The organism is Alcanivorax sp., assembly GCF_002733835.1.
GTDB lineage: Bacteria > Pseudomonadota > Gammaproteobacteria > Pseudomonadales > Alcanivoracaceae > Alcanivorax.
Genome location: NZ_NVWY01000004.1, coordinates 48,734 through 68,505, shown reverse-complemented (window position 1 = coordinate 68,505; position 19,772 = coordinate 48,734). Strand labels below are relative to the sequence as shown.

Annotated in this window: 19 protein-coding genes; 7 read left to right on the top strand and 12 right to left on the bottom strand. The window is 59.3% G+C overall.

All coding sequences use genetic code 11. The features are described 5' to 3' along the window. The first annotated feature begins 3 nt into the window (after positions 1-3). Complete coding sequence (locus COA55_RS03485) at positions 4-747, top strand: hypothetical protein (RefSeq protein ID WP_290500662.1); 744 nt, start codon at positions 4-6, stop codon at positions 745-747. Between the two features lie 273 nt (positions 748-1,020). Continuing rightward, the gene (locus COA55_RS03480) at positions 1,021-2,448 is read left to right on the top strand and encodes an MATE family efflux transporter (protein ID WP_290500661.1); all 1,428 of its coding nucleotides are present in this window, start codon (positions 1,021-1,023) and stop codon (positions 2,446-2,448) included. Positions 2,449-2,472: 24 nt separating this feature from the next. On the opposite strand, the gene COA55_RS03475 is transcribed toward COA55_RS03480, so the two are convergent. The 3 genes from COA55_RS03475 to COA55_RS03465 form a co-directional block, all read right to left on the bottom strand. Beyond that, complete coding sequence (locus COA55_RS03475; protein WP_290500660.1) at positions 2,473-3,681, bottom strand: hypothetical protein; 1,209 nt, start codon at positions 3,679-3,681, stop codon at positions 2,473-2,475. A 302-nt stretch (positions 3,682-3,983) separates the two neighbouring features. Continuing rightward, complete coding sequence (locus COA55_RS03470) at positions 3,984-5,162, bottom strand: VWA domain-containing protein (protein ID WP_290500659.1); 1,179 nt, start codon at positions 5,160-5,162, stop codon at positions 3,984-3,986. Positions 5,163-5,180: 18 nt separating this feature from the next. Next, entirely contained in the window at positions 5,181-6,023 is an 843-nt protein-coding gene (locus COA55_RS03465) for a MoxR family ATPase (RefSeq protein ID WP_290500658.1), read from the bottom strand. 204 nt (positions 6,024-6,227) lie between these two features. Here COA55_RS03465 and COA55_RS03460 point away from each other — a divergent pair, with 204 nt between their 5' ends. Then, positions 6,228-6,947, top strand: a complete 720-nt coding sequence (locus COA55_RS03460) for a 16S rRNA (uracil(1498)-N(3))-methyltransferase (protein WP_290500657.1) — start codon at positions 6,228-6,230, stop codon at positions 6,945-6,947. A gap of 336 nt (positions 6,948-7,283) precedes the next feature. On the opposite strand, the gene COA55_RS03455 is transcribed toward COA55_RS03460, so the two are convergent. Further along, complete coding sequence (locus tag COA55_RS03455; protein ID WP_290500656.1) at positions 7,284-7,871, bottom strand: hypothetical protein; 588 nt, start codon at positions 7,869-7,871, stop codon at positions 7,284-7,286. A gap of 48 nt (positions 7,872-7,919) precedes the next feature. Continuing rightward, entirely contained in the window at positions 7,920-9,488 is a 1,569-nt protein-coding gene (locus COA55_RS03450) for a GMC oxidoreductase (protein WP_290500655.1), read from the bottom strand. Positions 9,489-9,648: 160 nt separating this feature from the next. Here COA55_RS03450 and COA55_RS03445 point away from each other — a divergent pair, with 160 nt between their 5' ends. Next, positions 9,649-9,906 carry a hypothetical protein gene (locus tag COA55_RS03445; protein ID WP_063521635.1) on the top strand — a complete coding sequence of 86 codons (258 nt, stop codon included), beginning with the start codon at positions 9,649-9,651 and terminating at the stop codon, positions 9,904-9,906. Positions 9,907-10,044: 138 nt separating this feature from the next. Beyond that, on the top strand, positions 10,045-11,217 hold the full coding sequence (locus tag COA55_RS03440) for a prolipoprotein diacylglyceryl transferase family protein (protein WP_290500654.1): 1,173 nt from the start codon (positions 10,045-10,047) through the stop codon (positions 11,215-11,217). Here the strand turns inward: COA55_RS03440 and modC are convergent. The 6 genes from modC to COA55_RS03410 form a co-directional block, all read right to left on the bottom strand. After that, on the bottom strand, positions 11,195-12,247 hold the full coding sequence (gene modC, locus COA55_RS03435; protein WP_290500653.1) for a molybdenum ABC transporter ATP-binding protein: 1,053 nt from the start codon (positions 12,245-12,247) through the stop codon (positions 11,195-11,197). The two genes, COA55_RS03440 and modC, sit on opposite strands and share 23 nt — an antisense overlap. Further along, positions 12,244-12,930 carry a molybdate ABC transporter permease subunit gene (gene modB, locus COA55_RS03430; RefSeq protein WP_290500652.1) on the bottom strand — a complete coding sequence of 229 codons (687 nt, stop codon included), beginning with the start codon at positions 12,928-12,930 and terminating at the stop codon, positions 12,244-12,246. Before modB ends, modC begins: the two co-directional genes overlap by 4 nt. Next, positions 12,920-13,648: a molybdate ABC transporter substrate-binding protein gene (modA, locus tag COA55_RS03425; RefSeq protein WP_290500651.1), complete on the bottom strand. Its 729-nt coding sequence runs from the start codon at positions 13,646-13,648 to the stop codon at positions 12,920-12,922. Before modA ends, modB begins: the two co-directional genes overlap by 11 nt. Before the next feature lie 69 nt (positions 13,649-13,717). Beyond that, on the bottom strand, positions 13,718-14,671 hold the full coding sequence (locus COA55_RS03420) for a rhodanese-related sulfurtransferase (RefSeq protein WP_063520056.1): 954 nt from the start codon (positions 14,669-14,671) through the stop codon (positions 13,718-13,720). Beyond that, positions 14,668-15,027 (bottom strand): BolA/IbaG family iron-sulfur metabolism protein, encoded by a 360-nt coding sequence (locus COA55_RS03415; RefSeq protein ID WP_063520057.1) that lies wholly within the window; start codon positions 15,025-15,027, stop codon positions 14,668-14,670. Before COA55_RS03415 ends, COA55_RS03420 begins: the two co-directional genes overlap by 4 nt. A 155-nt stretch (positions 15,028-15,182) precedes the next feature. Next, positions 15,183-16,703: a carboxylesterase family protein gene (locus tag COA55_RS03410; protein ID WP_290500650.1), complete on the bottom strand. Its 1,521-nt coding sequence runs from the start codon at positions 16,701-16,703 to the stop codon at positions 15,183-15,185. Positions 16,704-17,010: 307 nt separating this feature from the next. On the opposite strand from COA55_RS03410, the gene COA55_RS03405 reads away from it, so the two are divergent. Next, positions 17,011-17,367 (top strand): hypothetical protein, encoded by a 357-nt coding sequence (locus COA55_RS03405; RefSeq protein WP_063521099.1) that lies wholly within the window; start codon positions 17,011-17,013, stop codon positions 17,365-17,367. A 221-nt stretch (positions 17,368-17,588) separates the two neighbouring features. Beyond that, on the top strand, positions 17,589-18,653 hold the full coding sequence (locus tag COA55_RS03400) for an AraC family transcriptional regulator (protein WP_290500649.1): 1,065 nt from the start codon (positions 17,589-17,591) through the stop codon (positions 18,651-18,653). On the opposite strand, the gene COA55_RS03395 is transcribed toward COA55_RS03400, so the two are convergent. Further along, positions 18,635-19,723, bottom strand: coding sequence for a geranylgeranyl reductase family protein (locus COA55_RS03395; protein WP_290500648.1), 1,089 nt, complete (start codon positions 19,721-19,723; stop codon positions 18,635-18,637). The genes COA55_RS03400 and COA55_RS03395 overlap by 19 nt on opposite strands. Positions 19,724-19,772: the final 49 nt, after the last annotated feature.

Genomic DNA, 19,772 nt, shown 5'->3' with positions numbered 1-19,772 from the left:
AGCATGGGCAAGCTGTGGGGCGTATTCAAACACCACTGGGGTAAAACCCTGATCACCGCACTATTGGGCGTCGGCTTAACCGCTGCGGGCCTGTCACCGGTCGCCGTGGGCATCCTGGCGAAAGCCGGGGGCGAAGCCGTGCAGGACTACGCCGACGAAAAAAACAAGGAAGGGGAGGCGCTGGAAAATGTCATTGATGGAAATCATTCTGGGGGGCGGAGCGACGGCCAACGTCGCAATACTGGGGGTGCTTCTCTCGATAAAGAAGGACAACCGGCAGACGCGGCAACGAGTGCGCCGACTGGAGCGCCACATCTGGCCGGAAGTATTCGGGCGCGACACCTGCGAGGACTAGCCGCGCACAGCCTGCAAGATAGCGGGCTGGCCGATATCCCGGCGGCGGCGCTCTCGCAGCTCCTGGAACATCACCCAACCGGCCCGCAGCTCCCACGGCTGCCAGGTTTCCCCCGTGTGGACATTGTGCAGCCGGTCACCGATCAACCGGAAGTCGTGCCAGGCATCACCGGGCAGCACACCGAACACCCGGAAGGCCAGCACCTGAGACGCGGCGGCGTCGATGCGGGAACCGTTGGCCCAACGCTGGGCAGTCCTCAGGCTTCTGCCGGTAAATCGGGCCGCATGCGCGGGCGAAATGGCGCGCTGGTGGCCGGTACGCGGGCAAGTAATGGGCACCTGGTTAAATCGTTTATTCATAATCCGATCCCTTTGGATAACAAAACAGTCTGACAACCGCGCAATAAATGAGCGGCGCGGGATAGTCTCAAAATCGAGCCTTGACAGTCTGTGGTGCTGTTGTTCCAGGTGTCCGCCTGACTACGCATAATGTATATTATGTTAAATAGAGTAATTACCGTTATGGTTACATCTTTATTGGTCCACCCTCGCCACTGATTCGTACGCAACAGTTGTTGCGTCTGTCGTAAGCATTTCGGGTAGGATTGCTGACAGAGGAAATTACTTCCTTCAGCAACCCGTTCCTAGTACACGCCTGGAGACCTTGTGGCCCAAGACACTCCTAGCCTGATCCAGGGCTCCATTACCCGCGCGCTGTTGACCCTGGCGATTCCGATTGTCTTCGCGAATCTTCTGCAGACGGCCTACCAGCTTACCGACACGTTCTGGGTCGGCCGACTGGGGGCGGATGCCGTTGCTGCGGTGTCGCTCAGCTTCCCCGTTTTGTTTTTCCTTATCTCGTTGGGTATTGGCCTTGCCGTTGCCGGAACCATTCTGGTTGCCCAGAACAAGGGGCGCGGTGATCTGGATGCGGTCAATCATGTGGCCGCCCAGGCATTGATGGGCGTAATCGCCCTCTCCTTATTGCTCGCTGCCATTGGCTATTTTATTGCGGCACCGCTGGTGGCGTTTCTCGGTGCATCGGCATCCGTGCAGCCCCACGCCACGTCCTATCTACAGGTGTCTTTTCTCGGGCTGCCGTTCATGTTTGCCTATGTGATTTTTCAGTCGCTGATGCGTGGCGTCGGGGATGTAAAGACACCTCTGCTGATCGTTGCGGGGACGGTGCTGCTTAATTTTGGGCTCGATCCGTTACTGATTCTTGGTTATGGCCCGGTGCCGGCCCTTGGCGTTAGTGGCGCGGCAGCCGCAACCCTGGCTACCCAGGGCCTGGCCGCGGTGATCGGTTTGTTTATGCTGTTCTCGGGGCGCTATGGCATTCAGCTTGCCCGTTTGCACATGCGCCCGGATTTGCCCATGTTGTGGCAGTTGTTCCGGCTGGGGCTGCCTGCCGCCGTGGAACAGGCAACCCGGGCACTGGGGCTGATGCTAATGACCATCCTGGTGGCCGGGTTCGGCACCGTTGCGCTGGCCGCTTACGGCATTGGGTCGCGGATGCTGAGTTTTGTGATTATTCCAGCGCTGGGTCTCTCACAAGCCACCTCCACGGTGGTGGGGCAAAACGTGGGCGCCGGGCAGCTGGAGCGCGCGGAACACACGACGTACCTCAGCGGCGCACTGGCACTGACGAGCTTGACGCTGGTTGGGGTGGTCAGTTTCTTCCTTGCCGCGCCGCTGGTTGAGCTGTTCGTGCCCGGCGAGGTCGCAGTTATCGAAGAAGGCGCCCGCTTTGTTCGCATCACCGCCCTCTCCTACGGCCTGCTCGGCGCCCAGATTGTGGTCACTGGAGCCTTTCGCGGCTCGGGCAACACGCTCGCCGCCATGGCCATTGCCTTGATTTCCCTTTGGGTGTTGCAGTTCCCGATTGCCTGGTTACTCACAGAGCGCACGCAACTGGGCGTGGCCGGAGTGTGGATTTCCTATCCGGTTCAAGCCTTTATGTCGGCGCTGGTTGCCTGGGTATGGTTTAAACGTGGTACCTGGAAGCAGAAAAATCTGGTGGGAAGAACCCCTGAAGAAACCAAGGTGGCTCAGTACCCCACCGACACGGTAATGGATACCAACGGGGGCTGAGCCAGCTCTGAGTCCTGCTGTGCCTTATTCGACCGGACGGCTGGTGTGCGCAAACCGGTACGTCATATTGAACTGCACCCGTGGTGCTTCATTGCGGTCACCCGCCTGGTTGTCACGCAGGCCGTATGACAGCTCCGCACCATAGCTCAAGGCTGGCGTGTATTGATGTACCGCTGTCAGTGTCCCGTAGCGGGTGCGCCGCAGCGCCTCGGCCGGCAAGGCAGTGTCGGACTCGATAGTGACTTCCCCGGCGACCATGGCCAGGGTCCAGGCGGGATTGAGCTGCCACTGAGAACCCAGATAGCCGCCTTGCGCCAGCAGAGGCTGCAGATCTCTGCCGGCGTAGACATAGCCGTCCATGCCACTGTCGCCAAAGCCGGACAGGTCATTGTAGTAATGCGCCATGGCCTGACCGTAACTGCCATTGGCAAGCAGTTTGACGTTGTCGCTAACGTTGATGGCGGCACTGGCCACGCCACCCGTTGCGTTGGCAAATTGCTGGTCGCCATCCGCGAATTCCACACCGATTTCACGGTTCACCACACCCAGCTTGATGTGCCCGGCGGGCAAGCCCTGTTTCCAGGTAGCGATGGCATCGGGTCTGCGACCCGCAGCGCTGGTCGCGTTGGTGGGATCGTAGACTTCACTGTTCGGATCTTCCAGGGCCAGGGTCAAGCGCTCTCCCTGCCAGCGCACACCGGTTTGACGCGCAAAGATGGCACTATTGGGGCCCTGAGCATCCAGCGTGAGCGGCCAGGCCGCGCCATCCAGCAAGGCGGTGAAGCCGTAACCTGCACGCAACGGCCCGTTTTCAAAATAAAAATCGCGGATACGCAGCTCATACCGGTCCAGGCTGCCGAACAGGTCCATGGCAAAGACCATGTGCGGGCCGCTATCCTCTCCCACCTGAAAGCCAAAGCGGCTGTTCTTGGCACTCATGACGAAATTCTGCTGATCCGTGTCGCCACCGGGAATCGTGCTGGGAATCAGTAGTTCGTCGAAGCCGGCATCCTTGTCATCATAGATGGCGTCAACGCTGACGCTGCCGAATACGGTGAGCGGCGGCCAATTCAATGAGGACGAGTCGGCCTCATCGCCGAGACGGGATTTGAGCTGGTCGAGCTCGGATTGCAGACGACGGATTTCAGCCTGGGTGTTGTCCCCATGGGCGGCGCTGGTCAGTGCGGCAAGGCTGAAAGCAGTCATCCAGATGGTGGTTTTCACCCTGGACATGAAGATCTCCTGAAGGTCCACCGGATCACGGTGGGCGCTCAAAGTGGCATCGCCCTTTCCTCTGCCCAGCCTTGTGAGCGGGGTAAATTCGGTCTGGCGACGCGTGGAAGGCGCGCAGGATACGGAACTGCCGGGGTGGCAACCACTAAACGTGCTGTTTATTGGTGCATAAAAGGTAAAAAATTGACGGGTGGAATGAAACTAACTGCATCGGATATCGCCAAGGGCGACAACAAGCTGGCAGGGGTAGAGGAAGAGATGCCCCGGGCTGGCCTTTCGCCATCCGGGATATCATTAAGTCTTTATTTACTCAGTTGCCGCATGGCTTTCTCAAGCCCTTCAATGGTCAGCGGGAACATATGGTGTTCGCAGAGCTGTTTGATCCACTGGGTGGAGGTGGTCATCTGCCAGGCGCGTTCCGGTTCCGGGTTCAGCCACACTACTTTCTCATAGGTGTCGGTGACTCGCTGAAACCAGACAGCGCCAGGCTCTTCGTTCCAGTGTTCCACACTGCCGCCTACCGAGTTGACCTCATAGGGGCTCATGGCCGCGTCACCCACAAAGATCACCTTGTAGTCGCTGCCATACTTGTGCAGCACGTCCCAGGTGGCGATTTTCTCGTCCCAGCGACGGCGATTATCTTTCCAGACGTACTCATAGATGAAGTTGTGGAAGTAGAAATACTCCATGTGCTTGAACTCTGCGCGGGCAGCGGAGAACAGCTCTTCGCACAGCTTCACATAGGGGTCCATGGAACCACCGATATCAAAGAAGATCAGCACTTTGACGCGGTTTTCCTTTTCCGGGCGCATCTTGATGTCGAGCAGCCCGGCGTTACGGGCGGTGGACGAAATGGTGTCGTCCATGTCCAGCTCTTCATCGCGACCGGTGCGGGCAAACTTGCGTAGACGACGCATGGCCAGCTTGATGTTGCGGGTGCCCAGCTCCACGGAATCATCCAGATTGCGGAATTCCCGTTTCTCCCAGACTTTCACGGCTTTCTTGTTCCGTGAAGGGCCAGTCATGCGAACCCCTTCGGGGTTTTCGCCGTAACCACCGAACGGGCTGGTGCCACCGGTGCCAACCCACTTGTTGCCGCCCTGGTGACGTTTTTCCTGTTCTTCGAGCCGCTTGCGCAGCTCGTCCATGATTTTTTCCAGGCTGCCGAGCCCCTTGAGCTTCTCGAATTCCTCCGGGCTCAGGTTCTTTTCCAGCTCTTTGCGTAGCCACTCATCGGGGATCACCTTGCTGAGCCAGTCCGGCTCCAGGTTTTCCAGGCCTTCAAAGTAGTTGGCAAACGCCTGATCAAAGCGGTCGTAGTACTTTTCGTCTTTCACCATGACTGCCCGGCTCAGGAGGTAGAAATCCTCAATGGAGCCAAACGCCACATGCGCATGCAGCGCATCGAATAAATCCAGCAGCTCGCGCAGGGTGACAGGCACCCGGTAGCGACGCAGATTTTCGAAAAAACCAATAAGCATAGTCTGCCCGTGGACCGGTTAGCTTTCGCGGCGATTCATGAACGCCAGACGCTCGAGGAGCTGTACATCCGATTCGTTCTTGAGCAAGGCGCCGTACAGGGGCGGAATCGCGCTCTTGGTGTCACGGCTACGCAGAATGTCTTCCGGAATATCGTCGGCCATCAACAGCTTGAGCCAGTCGATCAGCTCACTGGTGGACGGCTTCTTCTTCAGGCCCGGCACCTTGCGCAGGTCAAAGAAGATTTCCAGCGCTTCACTCACCAGGTTCTTTTTGATCTCGGGGAAATGCACATCCACGATGGCCTGCATGGTGGCCGCATCGGGGAAGTTGATGTAATGGAAGAAGCAGCGGCGCAGGAAGGCGTCCGGCAGCTCTTTCTCATTGTTGGAGGTAATGATCACGATCGGGCGCTGTTCTGCCTTGATCAGTTCGCCGGTTTCATAAACAAAGAACTCCATCCGATCCAGCTCCTGGAGCAGATCGTTGGGGAATTCGATATCGGCCTTGTCGACCTCGTCGATCAGCAGGACCACCTGACCTTCATGGGCAAAGGCTTCCCAGAGCTTGCCCTTCTTCAGGTAGTTGGACACATCCTCGACCCCTTCGGCGCCGAGCTGGGAATCACGCAGGCGCGATACTGCATCGTATTCATACAGGCCCTGCTGTGCCTTGGTGGTGGACTTCACGTTCCACGACAGCAGTGGCAGGCCCAGGGATTCAGCGACCTGTTCGGCCAGCAGCGTTTTGCCGGTGCCGGGCTCGCCCTTGATAAGCAGCGGGCGCTTGAGGGCAATGGCTGCGTTCACGGCCATTTTCAGGTCATCTGTGGCCACATATTGGTCAGTACCCTGAAACTGCATGAAATTCTCCAAACTGAACAGTTAATGGAACGGGTGATCAGGCGGCACACTCTAGCAATCCAGTGGCGCCGGGCAAAGGGCTATAATAGCCAAGGAAACAGTGATTTGCGTCAACAGATCGCCGACCGGCCTGTTCACAACGCAGCCCCTCGCCGTCGTAAACGCTTGTTCTGACGCGCCACACGGTGTGCCATAATTCGCGCCATGAATTTGCTGCTGCTGCATCCAGACCAACACCTGCACGACGCCCTCTGGCGCCTGAATGCCCGCCAATGTGATCATGTGCGCACGGTGCTCAAGCTGGCCGAGGGGCAGCAATGTCGAGCCGGACTGCTGGGCGAAAGCACAGGTTTTGCCACTATAAAATCGATAAAAAACAATGAGATATTGGTTGAATTTAAACCGGAATCTCAACCAATGCCCCCCTTGCCGCTTTCCTTGTTGATGGCCCTGCCCCGGCCCAAAATGCTCAAACGCATTCTCATTGATGCCACCAGCCTCGGCATTAAACGCATTGTGCTGATCAACAGCTGGAAGGTGGACAAGAGCTACTGGCAAACCCCCAACCTGAAAGCCGACCTGTTGCGCGAGAAGATGATCCTCGGGCTGGAGCAGGCACGAGATACCCGGTTGCCAGAGCTGATTCTGGCCCCCCGCTTTAAACCCTTTGTGGAAGATTCACTGGGTAAATGGGCCGGTAGCGGCCAGCGCATCCTTGCTCACCCAGGGGATGATTACCCCACCCTTCCCTGTGACCTGAGCGAGCCAGTCACACTGGCCGTGGGCCCGGAGGGAGGCTGGACGGATTATGAAGTGGATATGCTGCAGCGACAGGGATTTGCCTGTCACCGTTTCGGAGCAAGAATCTTACGCGTGGAAACGGCATTGCCAGCGTTGGTCGGCCGGCTGATGAAGCTGCCGTAGCAGCATGCCCTGCAGCCGAACCGCATACGAATCACGGCCTCGACTGCAAAGACAGGAAAGGTGCTAGGGAACCTCTGAAAAACTCCTTGCATGCTCAGCGTGGCCTGAAGCGTGCAGCTGTTGCGTCTTGTCTTGATGGTCAGGGTGGCTCCCTTTCCGAGAGGCAAGGCGCAGCAGATGTGCGCTTCAGGCCACGCCCTTCGGGTCATTCAGGCTGGCCCGCACTCGTTGTTGCGTTTTTTCGATGGATGGACATACACCTTCAAAAGCGCGCCTAGATTGCGAACCAGCCTGAAAGACTGAGTACACAAGGAGTTTTTCAGAGGTTCCCTAGGCCTAGCTATCGTTCTTGAGAGACAAGTGGCTTATGTCCGGTTGCGCTGGTGGCACCTCCTTCTTCTGCTGCCCCAGATTCTCCCCCGGCGCGGCCATGCTCAGGTGACTCACATCAGGGGCAGGTGGAGGCGGAGCCTGTTCCCCGCTATCCATATCCTCTCCCACATCCGCTACCGTGAACGCCCCGGAAAATCCGGTTCCACCAGTACGGATAGTACCCACGGTCTCCAGATCTCCGCTGCTTTGCTCCTGAGCGCCGCCCTGCCCGGCTGGAGAGCGCGACTCAACGGCAGAGGGCTGAGCCTGCGGCGCAGGTTCCGGCGCAGCGGCGGGCGCCGGTGGTGAGCCACCCGCGGATACAGGCCGGATGTCGCACTCCGCGCCGGCCTGCTTCATCAACGCCCGAAACTTCATGGCCGTGGCCTGATCGGCATCTTTCTTGATCACCACCGGCTGACCGGAAAACAGTTTCTCAACCCGGGCGCTGTCCATCTTGAACAAACGCCCCAGATTGCTCTTCACCGTTGCCAGGTCAGCACCGCCGACCAGCTTCCCGGAAAACACGATATGGAAACGAGCATCACTCATGCTGTTGCGTTTCTCCCTTCAGGCAATTCAGTTTTCAGGCGCAAAAACTCAATCCATCTGCGCCGCACAATACTCCGCCAGCGCCGCAATGGTCCGTGACGGGTTCAGGCCCAAAGCCCGAGGCACCATGGCGCCATCCACCACATAGAGCCCCGGATAGTTGAACACTTCCCCGGCATGGTTCACCACCCCCTGTTCCACAGAATCCGCCATATTACAGCCACCCAGTGGGTGGGGAGTGACCAGATTCTTGAACCAGGTCCAGGTGGCCGGGGTCATCGGGTTGCCGCCGGTGGCTGCCGTCAACGACAAATGCCGATCGGCCAACCCCTGCACTGCCTTTTCTGCCTTGCGATAATCCCACTTGAGCTTCAGGCGATCACGCTTCCATGGCCAGTACCAGCGCCGGCCCAGCGAAAAGGTGCCACCGGGATCATCCATGGCCTGGCCAAACCAGGGCATCATTTTGCCAAAGGGGTTACTGCTGTCGCCATATTTCAGCATGGCCGCACCCAGCCGGCTGCCGGCAAACCGGGACTGCTTGCCCAAACGCTCCAGCCAGCTACCAAGAATATCCGGCAATCCGCCGTCTTCCACAAAATAGCGGGCGCCATTGTCCGAGCCATCCAGATAATCGATGGCGCTGGTGATGGTCGGGCCCCGCGTAGGTGAAATCTGACGATCTTCGTAGAAAGCCGCCGTGGCGAAATCGCCGTTACTGCTCCAGTTGTGCCCGAGCTTACGGCTGAGTTTTGGCAGCGTCTTGAACTGATCCCGGCAGCGCAGTAACAGTTCGGTGGACCCCATGGAGCCAGCAGCCACGATCACCTTGTCAGCCCGGAAACCACGCCAGCCCCGCGCATCCAGATCCATGGCCTGCACCTCATAGCCCCCGGAGGCCAGCGGACGAATCGTGCGCACGTGATGCAACGGGCGAATCTGCGCGCCAGCACTTTCCGCCGCCGCCAGGTAATTCAGATCCAGTGTGTTTTTGGCTTTTACCGGGCAACCCAGATCGCAATTGCCACAATGGGTGCAGGTACCCTGCTCTTTGCCCTGGGCGTTGACCCAGCTTTTACTATGGCGGTAATCAAACGAATCATCGTTTTCCGCACGCCACTCTGGATCAAACGTAATCGCCTGGGGCACCACCGTGAAACGGTCTCCGGCGCCGACCGCCTCCGCCGCTTCTTTCATCAAGTGAGTGCGTGGCGTCCACTGGCTCGTCGGCAATGTCTGTACATTGAGCATCACGCCAGTGATGTCGTAATAGGGTTTCAGGGTGGCGTAATCAATCGCCTCAGGCCAACCCTGCTCGAAAGCCTCGGGCTTGGCTTCAATACTGACGTTGGCATAAATCAGCGAGCCGCCGCCAACCCCGGCCCCCATGGCAATACTCATGTCGCCGAAATTACGAAAATCAATCCAGCCGTTTTGTTTTTCCGGCTCATCTTCATCCCAAAGCCAGTCTGTCTGGGACACGGACGGGTACTCACCGGGCAACCAGCGCCTGCCCCGCTCCAGCACCACCACCTTGCTTCCCTTCTCAGCCAGGCGGCATGCCATCACAGCGCCCCCGAAGCCACTGCCGATGACCAGCACATCAACCTTTTCCATGTTGTCCCCAGTATTTTTCTGCTTTTCGTTATCAGCTATCCCAGCGTCCAACCGTCTTCCTACACTAATTTTTGCACTATAAATTTAAGCGCCAATCCTGTCCATTTACACCGCTTTCCAGTAACCTGACCACCATCTTCGCCGGCCCACAGCAGCACCCATGGAACAGATCGATTTCGTTACTATTGAAGAGAAAAAACGCCCCCGCAAGCGGGCTGCTGCCCCAAAAAAAGCGGCCAGCACTTCGCGGCAGGCAACGGCGCGGCAAGGTGCGGTTCGTGAAGGCTACCGGCGCCTCACCGCCGACATTCCCGCCGATTTGCACAAGCGACTTAAAATGCAGGCGTTGATGGAAGACCGCTCTGTTACCGAGTTGATCGTGCAAGCGGCAGAGAGCTTTCTGCGTAACCGCGACTGATTTCCCCGGCAATATTTCCTTCGTATCCATCCTGTTTGCGCATACCCCTTGCACGCTGTCATTGAAGCGTCACCGCGCTGTCATTCATTCGCACCCTTTTGGCGACACCCTTGGCGAAACCGTCGAAGGAGCTAGCTCATGGCTGCAGATCTGTTTCTGCTCGTCTGTGCCCTGCTGTTCGGGCTTGGATTTCGTCAATTGTTCCGCCACCTTCCCGAGGAGCGCTGGCAATTTGTCGCGTCCCTGCCCTTGAAAAAAAACGGTGATGGTTCCTGGCAGGGCCTGAATTTGACCTTCTACGGTTTATTTACCGGCCTGGCCGGCGGGTTCGGCGTTGCCACTTTTATTCTTCTCACTGCCGCCGTCGGCGTTTCGTTAATGACCACCGTGCTCCTGACGCTGGGCGTACTGGCCATTTGCCTGCCGGCAGCCAAGATCATTGCCACCGTAGTAGAAAAAAATCGCCACGGATTTACAGTAGGCGGCGCCAGTTTTGTGGGCATTATCATTGCGCCGCTGTTTCTGTGGCTGGCGGACAAGGCCAGCCAGCATTGGTGGGACACGCCGCTGCCCACTCTGCCCATGCTGGCAGCCATGTCCATCGCCTATGTGATGGGGGAAGGGATCGGTCGACTGGCCTGTATCAGTTTCGGCTGCTGTTACGGTAAAGCGCTCAACGATGCTCCCGGCTGGGCCCGGCGCATGTTTGCCACGCTTAATCATGTCTTTATCGGCAAAACCAAAAAAATCGCCTTTGCCGGGGAAATGGAAGCCGTCAAGGTCATTCCCATTCAGGCAGTAACCTGCGTGCTCTACACGGCATTGGCACTGTTATGCAGTGCCCTGTTCTTCCACCAGTTATTTGCCCTGGCCTTTGCCCTGAGCCTGGTGGGCAGCCAGCTTTGGCGGGTGTATTCGGAAACGCTGCGAGCGGATTATCGTGGAGGCAGCAAGCTGTTCTCGGTCTATCAGCTGATGGCGTTGCTCGCCGCGCTGTACGGTGTGGCAATCAGCATCGCCCTGCCGGCCCACAGCGATTTACAGCCATTACTCCACGCAGGGCTGGGCGCATTGTGGACGCCGGGAGTTATCCTGTGCCTGCAGTTGATTACGGTTGTCATGTTTTTCTTCTCGGGCACCAGCACCATCACCACCGGCGAGCTACGATTCGGGCTGGCCGCCGACTGGCGTAGCCAGGCCGGCTGCGACGGTGAGCATCACCAGCATGACAAGAAAGACACCGGTCAGCCATCGGGCACTGCGCCCCTCGGCGCCACCCTGCGCCGTTCTACACCAACGCCACGGCCTTGATCTGGGCATAGACGTCGGCACCGGGAAACAGGGAGAGCTGACGAGCAGAACGCCCTGAGATCCGGGCCAGAATGCACTGCCCGGCCAGGGCAAGTTGAACCAGGCATTGCCCGGGCCCCACCTCACGCAAGCCGACCACCCGGGCCGGCAGAATATTGAGAATGCTGCTGTCGACCGGCGCACTCAGGCAAAGGCTCACATCCCGGGCGGCAATACGCAGCCGCACAGATTCACCGGCAACCAGCCGCTGCTCAACAGGCAGCCACAGCGTGGCATCCCCCACCGTAATGCCCTGCAAATGATCCTCGCGGGCATAGTCCGCCACCAGGCCGGCCAACAGCGCGGTGGCGTCCGCACGTTGAGCCAGGGAGCCATCCAGGCGCGACAGCTCCTGACTGGCTGGCCCCTGGGCAATAATGCGGCCGCGCTTCATCAACCAGACCTGATCCGCCAGGCGCAGAAGCTCGTCCATATTGTGGGTCACGTACAACACCGGCACGGTGCGCGCGGCCAGGGCAATCAGATCCAGAAGTTCACGCTTATGCGCCTCATCCAGAGCCGACAGCGGCTCATCAAGCAGCAGCAGTTGCGGCGCCCCCAGCATGGCCCGCGCCAGCGCCACCCGCTGGCTTTCCCCGCCAGACAAGCCCTCCACCCGCCGGGCCATCAACGGGGCAATGCCGGTTTGTTCGATCACCTGCGCTTGCTGCCCCGCCGGGCTCTGACGGCGCCGGGCCACATACTCCAAGTTGCCCTGCACGGTGAGGTGGCGAAACAGGGTGGGCTGCTGAAACAACATGCCGATGGGCCGTTGCCACGGCGCTAGCTCAACGTCTTGTGACAACCACGTCTGGTCGGCAAAGCGGATCGCACCATCGCAATGGTCCAGCCCCGCCACCATCCGTAGCAACGAACTCTTGCCAGCCCCGGAAGACCCAAACAACACCGTGACGCCCCGGGGCTGCAGCGTCGCCTCCACCTGCAATCGAAAACTGCCCCGCAGGCCCTGTACTGACAGCTCAAGGCTCATGGCATGGCCCCCAGACCCGGCCGGCGACGCTGCCAGCGGAACAACCCCCACAACAACAACAGCGACAGCCCCAGCAGCACGGCTGCGAGCCGATGGGCACTGACATAATCGCCGGCCTCCACATGCTCATACAGGGCCACAGAAGCCACTCGGGTTTCCCCGGACAGGCTGCCACCAATCATCAACACCACCCCGAACTCGCCCAGGGTATGCGCGAACCCCAAAATCGCCGCGCTGGCATATCCCTCCCGGCACTGGGGAAGCACCAGGGAGAAAAACCGGTCGCGGGGCCGTGCGCCAGCAACGGCGGCCATGTCCAGTTGCTGTGAATCAATGGCAGAAAACGCGTTTTTCAACGGTTGCAGAACGAAGGGCAGCGAATACAGCACAGAGCCAATCACCAGTCCGGTAAAGGTAAACGCCAGTGAACGTTGCGCGAATACCTCTGCCAGCCAGCCCCCCGGCCCGTTCGGGCCCAGCCCGATCAACAAGTAAAAGCCCAGCACCGAGGGAGGCAGCACCAGCGGTAAGGCCAACACCGCCTCCAGCAGAGCCTGGCCAGGCAAACGCCGGCGGGCCAGCCACCAGGCCAGCGGCGTGCAAAGTGCCATGAGCAGTACAGTGGTTAACAGCGCCAGCTGAATACTGACGCCCAGAGCAAGCCAGTCCCCCTCAGAAAGCATCGTCAGGCACCCGGTAACCCGCCTGGTCGATCAACGTCTGCGCCTGGGGGCTGAACAGGAAGTCGTAAAAACGCTGCGCGGTGGCATTGGCGCCAAGCAGTCCACCCTGCTGAACAATCGGTGCATACCACTCCGCCGGCACACGCCACTGGCTTCCGCCCTGCTGCTGTACCTGGCTCAGGGCCACGAAGGCCGCCGCGGCTGCACCGCTATGGGCAAAGTGATAGCTCTGCCCCACATTCTCTGCGGTCACCTGTTTGACGGCCACGGGCAGATTCACCCGCGCCAGGACTGCTTCCGCCGCCACGCCATAGGGAGCGGTACGGGCATTCGCCAGCGCCAATGGCTGCACATTACCCTGACGCAAACTCTCGGGCCCCAACGGAACGCCACGGGCCGGCGTCCACAGCACCAGAATGCCCTGGGCATAGGTACGGATCGATGCCGGGAGTAACAAGCCTTCTTGTGCCAGTTCAGCGGGGCGGCGCTGATCGGCCGCGAGGAAGATATCGTATGGGGCGCCCTGGCGAATTTGTGCCGCCAGTTTGCCGGTGGAGGCCACGGTCACGCCGATCCGGTCATCCGGGTGGCTCTTTGTGTACAGCGTGATCAGTTGTTTGAGCGTTTGTGCAAAGTTGGCGGCCACCGCCACCTGGGCGTTGCCGGCCAGCACCGGGGCGCTGAGCACACTCACCAAAAGAAAAACCAGAATCCGCATCAAGCACTCCGTGACTATCCCGAGACCAGGACCGGGAATCGCCCAGTCTAAGTCAGCCGTGAAGCACTGTCAGGAAGATTTGCGCGGGTTCTGCCCTCGATGCTGGCGGCCACGCGCCCGGGCCAGTTCAATCTGTTTCTGCCGTTCCGCAAAGCGCTGCTTCTGTTCAGGGGAGGATTCGTCGTAGCACTTCGGGCATGACACCCCAAGCTGGAATTGTTCGCTGCGTTTGTCTTCATCGCTGATCGGCCGGCGGCAGGCATGGCACTGATCAAATTCACCGGGGTTCAGATCGTGATCTACGGTCACCCGCTCATCAAACACAAAACACTCCCCTTCCCACAGGGAGTCTTCCTTGGGCATTTCTTCCAGGTATTTGAGAATGCCCCCTTTCAGGTGGTAGACCTCTTCAAAGCCCTGCTCTTTCAGGTACGCGGTGGACTTCTCGCAGCGGATGCCACCGGTGCAGAACATGGCCACCTTCTTGTGTTTGGCCGGGTCCAGGGTCTCTTTCACGTAGTCAGGGAATTCACGGAAGGTACGGGTTTCCGGGTTAATGGCGCCCTTGAAGGTGCCCACTTCCACTTCATAGTCATTGCGGGTATCGATCAACACGGTATCGGGATCGGAAATCACCGTATTCCATTCTTCCGGCGACAAATAGGTGCCCACGGTGCGGGTCGGGTCGATGCCTTCCACGCCCATGGTGACAATCTCTTTTTTCAGCTTCACCTTGGTGCGCAGGAACGGGTGTTCGTCGTGGAAGGACTCCTTGTGCTCCAGTGTCGCCAGCCGCTCGTCCTGTTTCAGCCAGCCCAGCACCGTATCCACACCCGCCCGCGGGCCGGAAATGGTGCCGTTAATGCCTTCATCCGCGAGCAAGAGGGTGCCACGCACATCATTGTCATGCATCAGGTCCAGCAAGGGTTGCTGCAATTGCTCGAACCCGTGCAGGCGAACAAACTTGTACAGGGCTGCAACGACAATGCTGTCTGCGGTTTCTACCCGATGCTGGGTGCTCACTGTTTCTCTCCCGCTGTGTTCTTTCCCGCCGTCATCTGCGGATCGTGTTTACTGCCACCCAGACAATCTGGTGACGCCAGTATCTCGCCCCCTTTTGCCTGCCATTCCGCCGGGGTATGGGTATGCAAAGCCAGTGCATGGACCGGGCCATCCAGCTCTTCGGCCAGAATCTTGTACAACATCTGGTGGCGACGTACCGGCATCATGCCGTCAAAGGCGTCGCTCACCAGCACCAGCTTGAAATGCGTTTCCGAGTTCGGCGGCACGCTGTGCTTGTGGCTTTCATTTTCCAGCGCGAAATGTGCCACAGGCACCGCCTCGAAAACCTTGCGCTCGATCAATGTCGCTACACTCATGGTCCACCTCACAGATAAAACCGGGCCGGGGCCGTTCGGGAAAACACGGCGAATGGACTGATTATACCAGTCACAGCAGGGCCTAACGCCCCTCGCGGGGCGCGTATTCTACGGGGTTTGAGGGCACAGAGAAAATACAGCAGCCCGGGACGTCATTAAACCGTGGGGATAATCGCCTGCCAGAGCTGTTCGCCGGCCTCATCCAGCAAGGCTGCCCGGGGCTCTCCCGGACCCAGCTGACAAACCTGACGGTCGTTGCGCCAGCCATCCCAACCCGGTGAATCCCCACGGGCAAAGGCGCCCCAGGCACCCTGCACCTTCCGGGACAGTGCCCGAGCTTCATCGGTGCCACCGGTAAAATACATGCCCGCAGGCGTATCGGTCACGCCAAACACAAAAGGCACATCCACCACATGGCAAGCCCCCAAAGGGATGCCGAAAGGCTCGCTCTGCCAGGTGAACTGGAAGCCCCAGCACTGCGCGTTATGCTTGCTTTGGGCATCCAACAGCCGGACCGTTGGCACCCGGAACAGGCGATCCGACTCCATGGCCGACAGGAAGTCCAGCCGGCTACGACGGCTATCCGGCGCCACCGTGGACTGGTAATAATCCAGCGCCCGGGCACCATTGCCCGGCAGCGCCCGCTCAAAGCGCCGCAGAATCTCGTCGCCGTCAATCTGCTTCAACGCATCCATGGTGGTGGTGCCCGCCAGCACCCCGGCATACTGAAAGAAGTGGAATTCATCACGGCAGACACCGGCCAGCAGGCGCTTGTCCGCTGCCGCCCCTGCGGCAATCGCGTCGATCGGCAGTGCCGGCAGCAAGTCACCGTCGACCATGGGCAGAAAGTTCATGGCAAACTGCGGCGTGGTTGTGCGTAGCCCGCGATCGACCAGCACCTTGACGGCGGCGTTCTGGGCCTTGATCCAACTCTTGTCATCGGCACTGGCCAATTTCTCGGCTGCGCTGCCCGCCCCCGGTAGTGCATCCACAAAGGCGTCGGTCACCTTGCGCACCTGATCCGGGGCGAGCACAAAATCGGCAGCACCAGACTGGGTGATCGCACTATGGAACAGGTCTTTCGCCTGGGGGCAGGCCAACAGCGCGCCGACACTGAAGCCCCCGGCAGACTCACCGAAAATCGTCACTTGCCCGCAATCACCGGCAAAGGCACCGATGTTTTCCTGCACCCATTGCAGCGCGGCCAGCTGGTCGCGCATGCCCAGGTTGGTGTCTGCCTCCAGCTGCGGTGCCACCGCAGAGAAATCCGCAAACCCCATGGCCCCCAGCCGGTAGGCGGCATTCACCACCACCACATTCTGGCTACGCGCCAGTTCGGCACCGTTATAGAGAACCTGCGACACCGAGCCCGCCAGGTAACCCCCACCGTGGAACCACACCATCACCGGGAAAGGCCCTTCGCCGTCCGGCACCCAGATATTCAGGTACAGGCAATCTTCGCTGGATTCCTGAATGCCCATCACCGGGTTTTTCATTTGCAGCGAGGGCATCGGGTAATGATCCGCCGTTTGCTCCGCCTCACTGTCAGCCAGGGGTTGCGGCGCCTTGAAGCGCAACTCGCCCAGCGGCGCACGCGCAAACGGCACGCCGCGGTATTCAGTTACGCCCTTATTGCCAAGCCCCTGGTAACGCCCTTGCCGGGTTACTGCCGTCATCTACCACTCCTGTTTTGCCAGCTGGCGCCGGCCTGAAAATTAACCCGCTTCAGCAACGATAAACGCCACTGACCCCCGCTTTAACCAAGCCATGCATAACTGGCGGACCGCGCCATTTGCCTGTCGCCCAATACCAGCGCTCCAGCCTAGCAAAATACATACTAATGAGTAGGCCAATTCGCCTGTTTAATTGTTAGACAACATTAACAATCTTGCCTTATTAGTGACTTACACTTGTTCACGCCCTCATAGAGGCAACATCGAGGGCTTTGTGAATCCATTGAATTTTCTACGGAGGGAAGCCCCCATGAGCAAGACCGCAACCATTGAGCAACGTGTCAACGAACGCTATGAGCAAGTGGCCACCGAAACCAAGGCCGCGCTGGAAAAAATCAACAACGCTGTTCGTGGTGCCTACACTCGTCTGGAAAACAATGGCAATGAGCTGTTCCAGAATCTGGTGAAAGCCGGCGAAAAACGCCAGAAAGCCGCCAGCAAGCCCCAGAAGAAAACCACCAAAGCCCAGCCCTCCCAGCTGGACGAAGTGCGCAGCAAAGTTGCCGCCGCACTGGGCCTGCCGACCCGCGACGAAGTTGAAGCGCTGAACAAGAAGCTGACTTCGCTGACCCGCAAGGTCAACAAACTGGCTAAAGAAGCCAAATAAAGACCCGATGTCCCGGGAGTGGCTCAGCCGCTCCCGGCACATTACTCCTTCCTCTCTCTTTTCCTGCTTTGACTTCTGCCACCAGCCCATTAGAGCCATAAGCTCGCCAACACGGTCAATAAACCAGCAATACGCACTTATCCACACGCCAAGTGTTGACTTGCCACGCTACGTCTCGTTATCTAAGTGGCTCTGTACCCGATAACAACAACTGCGAGCCCATGCCGTCCGCTAATCTTTCTGCCTCTCTGAAGCACAAAACCGTCGCGCCTTTCTGGCTGGAATACCTGCTGGATGCTGCTCTGCGCGCCGGCGTTGACCTGAGCTATGCGCTGGTGGAGTCCGGCATCAGCAACGACGACCTGGAAGATCCACAGTCGCGGATTTCCATGGCCATCGAAAACCAGTTACTGAAACAGGCTATCGCTGGCAGTGCAGATCCGCTATTTGGGCTGCATATGGGGGAAGGCATCCGTCCGCGCTTCATGGGCGAACTGGGCTACGCCAGCATGTCCAGCGCCACGCTGGGGGACGCCATCGAGTTGATGATTCCCTTTATGAAAGTCACCACCGAATACGCCCAATTGCGTTTTGAGTGGCGCGAACACCATGGCGATAAAACGCTGTGGCTGATGTGGGAAAGTGATCTGGAAGACCTGCCCACCTATCCAGCCCGGGTAGACGCCAATTTCGCCGCCGCCATCGTTTACGGGCGCTGGCTGATTGGCCAGGAGCTGAACCCGGCACGCATTCTTTTCAAACACGCCCCCCAGGGCGACGAAGCCGAGTACCAGCGCATCTTCCGTTGCGACGTCACTTTCAGTCAGCCGGAAAATGCCATTGTACTACCCGGACATCTGCTGGATTTGCCCCTGCGCGATGCCGACCCGGAAGTGCACAAGGTGGCCCGCTCACGCATGCAACGGGCGGTTACCCAGTACCACGCCCGAGACAACCTGCTGGAACAGGTACGCCTGGAAATCCAGAAACGTCTGCAACAAGGCGTCCCGCAGCTGGAGCCCATCGCCGATCAGCTGGGCGTCAAGCCCTGGACCCTGCGTCGACAGCTACGGGCCGAAAACACGGATTTTTCCAGCCTGCTGGAAGATGAGCGCCGCCGCCTTGCCTGCGACTGGCTGCTGCACAGCGAACGTTCCGTTAATCAGATCGCCCTGGATTTGGGCTATTCCGAACAAAGCGCGTTCAACCGTGCCTTTAAACGCTGGTTTGAGATGACGCCGATGCAGTACCGCGATAGTCAGGGCAATCAAACCTTCAACGACTGAGCACCCCGCCACTGGCGTTTGCACTGGCCCAGCGTCAGCCCCTGTGCAAAGCCGTTGACCAGGGTGGCGCCCAACCGCCCCTGTAACATCCGCGTGGACACCGGGAGCAAGCCATAGAAAAGCTGCCCAAGGCGGCTGACGTGCTGCAGCTCTTCTCGCCACCCCGCCAACGCACGGGGATAGGACACCTCTGGCCTTTCGCCCAGCACCGCTTGTGCAGCGAGTTGACCACTGAGTACCGCGCCGTAGATTCCCTCGCCCAGTAACACCTCCGTGCAACCCGCCGCATCGCCCGCGAACAGCACACGGCCATTGACCAACCGGGCTTTCGGCAGCCAGGTGCCCAGCGGATAGCCCGCCACGTGCTCCGCCTCTGCCCCCAGGCGTGCCCGGCAATAGCGCTGCAGGGCCGCACGTTCCGGTGCCGCCACCCCGTGCCGCCAGACATAGAGCCCCACATTCACATGGTCGCCCTTGGGAAACAGCCAGCCATAACCGCCGCGAATAACACCAAAATCCAGCGTCATCGGCGGATAATCGCTCACCTTTTCCCGGGGCACGCACCCTTCAATGGCCATGGCTCCAGGCAGGTGACGTTCCCCCAGCATCCGCGCCACGGCGCTGTTGGCTCCGTCCGCTGCGATCAGCCAGGACGCAGAAAAGGAGTCTCCCTCACGGGTCTTCACGCGGACCCAGCTTGAGCCTTGCTCTATGAGTCTCAGGCCTGCAGTCTCATGGAACACGGCACCTTGCTGTTCTGCCTGCTCTCGGCAAAACGCATCCAGCTCTGCCCGTTCGGTCATGACACAGAACGGCGTGGCGCTGCTGAGGTGACGCACCGGCGAGGACGAATGACTCACCGCCAGGGAAGTAACCGCTTCGCGCACCACCGGCGCAATGCTGAATCGGTAGCGCGCCAACGCTTTCTCCGTGACCCCGCCCGCACAAGGCTTTCCCCGTGACCGGGGCCGCGAAATCACGGCCACTTTCAACCCGGCCGCAGCCAGATCCCATGCCGCTGCGCAGCCCGCCTGACCGGCGCCGACAATCAACACATCCCAGTTCGTCATATATCTCCCCCTGATTCCGTGCGATTAGCCGCCGGGTCCTTTATAATGC

Bases quoted from the DNA above. Each gene is read 5' to 3' on its own strand.
- COA55_RS03440 (WP_290500654.1), top strand. From the start codon at position 10,045: ATGGCTGCAGATCTGTTTCTGCTCGTCTGTGCCCTGCTGTTCGGGCTT.
- COA55_RS03445 (WP_063521635.1), top strand. From the start codon at position 9,649: ATGGAACAGATCGATTTCGTTACTATTGAAGAGAAAAAACGCCCCCGC.
- COA55_RS03415 (WP_063520057.1), bottom strand. From the start codon at position 15,027: ATGAGTGTAGCGACATTGATCGAGCGCAAGGTTTTCGAGGCGGTGCCT.
- COA55_RS03485 (WP_290500662.1), top strand. From the start codon at position 4: ATGGGCAAGCTGTGGGGCGTATTCAAACACCACTGGGGTAAAACCCTG.
- COA55_RS03470 (WP_290500659.1), bottom strand. From the start codon at position 5,162: ATGCTTATTGGTTTTTTCGAAAATCTGCGTCGCTACCGGGTGCCTGTC.
- COA55_RS03465 (WP_290500658.1), bottom strand. From the start codon at position 6,023: ATGCAGTTTCAGGGTACTGACCAATATGTGGCCACAGATGACCTGAAA.
- modC (WP_290500653.1), bottom strand. From the start codon at position 12,247: ATGAGCCTTGAGCTGTCAGTACAGGGCCTGCGGGGCAGTTTTCGATTG.
- COA55_RS03410 (WP_290500650.1), bottom strand. From the start codon at position 16,703: ATGACGGCAGTAACCCGGCAAGGGCGTTACCAGGGGCTTGGCAATAAG.
- COA55_RS03455 (WP_290500656.1), bottom strand. From the start codon at position 7,871: ATGAGTGATGCTCGTTTCCATATCGTGTTTTCCGGGAAGCTGGTCGGC.
- modB (WP_290500652.1), bottom strand. From the start codon at position 12,930: ATGCTTTCTGAGGGGGACTGGCTTGCTCTGGGCGTCAGTATTCAGCTG.
- COA55_RS03400 (WP_290500649.1), top strand. From the start codon at position 17,589: ATGCCGTCCGCTAATCTTTCTGCCTCTCTGAAGCACAAAACCGTCGCG.
- COA55_RS03475 (WP_290500660.1), bottom strand. From the start codon at position 3,681: ATGTCCAGGGTGAAAACCACCATCTGGATGACTGCTTTCAGCCTTGCC.
- modA (WP_290500651.1), bottom strand. From the start codon at position 13,648: ATGCGGATTCTGGTTTTTCTTTTGGTGAGTGTGCTCAGCGCCCCGGTG.
- COA55_RS03405 (WP_063521099.1), top strand. From the start codon at position 17,011: ATGAGCAAGACCGCAACCATTGAGCAACGTGTCAACGAACGCTATGAG.
- COA55_RS03450 (WP_290500655.1), bottom strand. From the start codon at position 9,488: ATGGAAAAGGTTGATGTGCTGGTCATCGGCAGTGGCTTCGGGGGCGCT.
- COA55_RS03395 (WP_290500648.1), bottom strand. From the start codon at position 19,723: ATGACGAACTGGGATGTGTTGATTGTCGGCGCCGGTCAGGCGGGCTGC.
- COA55_RS03460 (WP_290500657.1), top strand. From the start codon at position 6,228: ATGAATTTGCTGCTGCTGCATCCAGACCAACACCTGCACGACGCCCTC.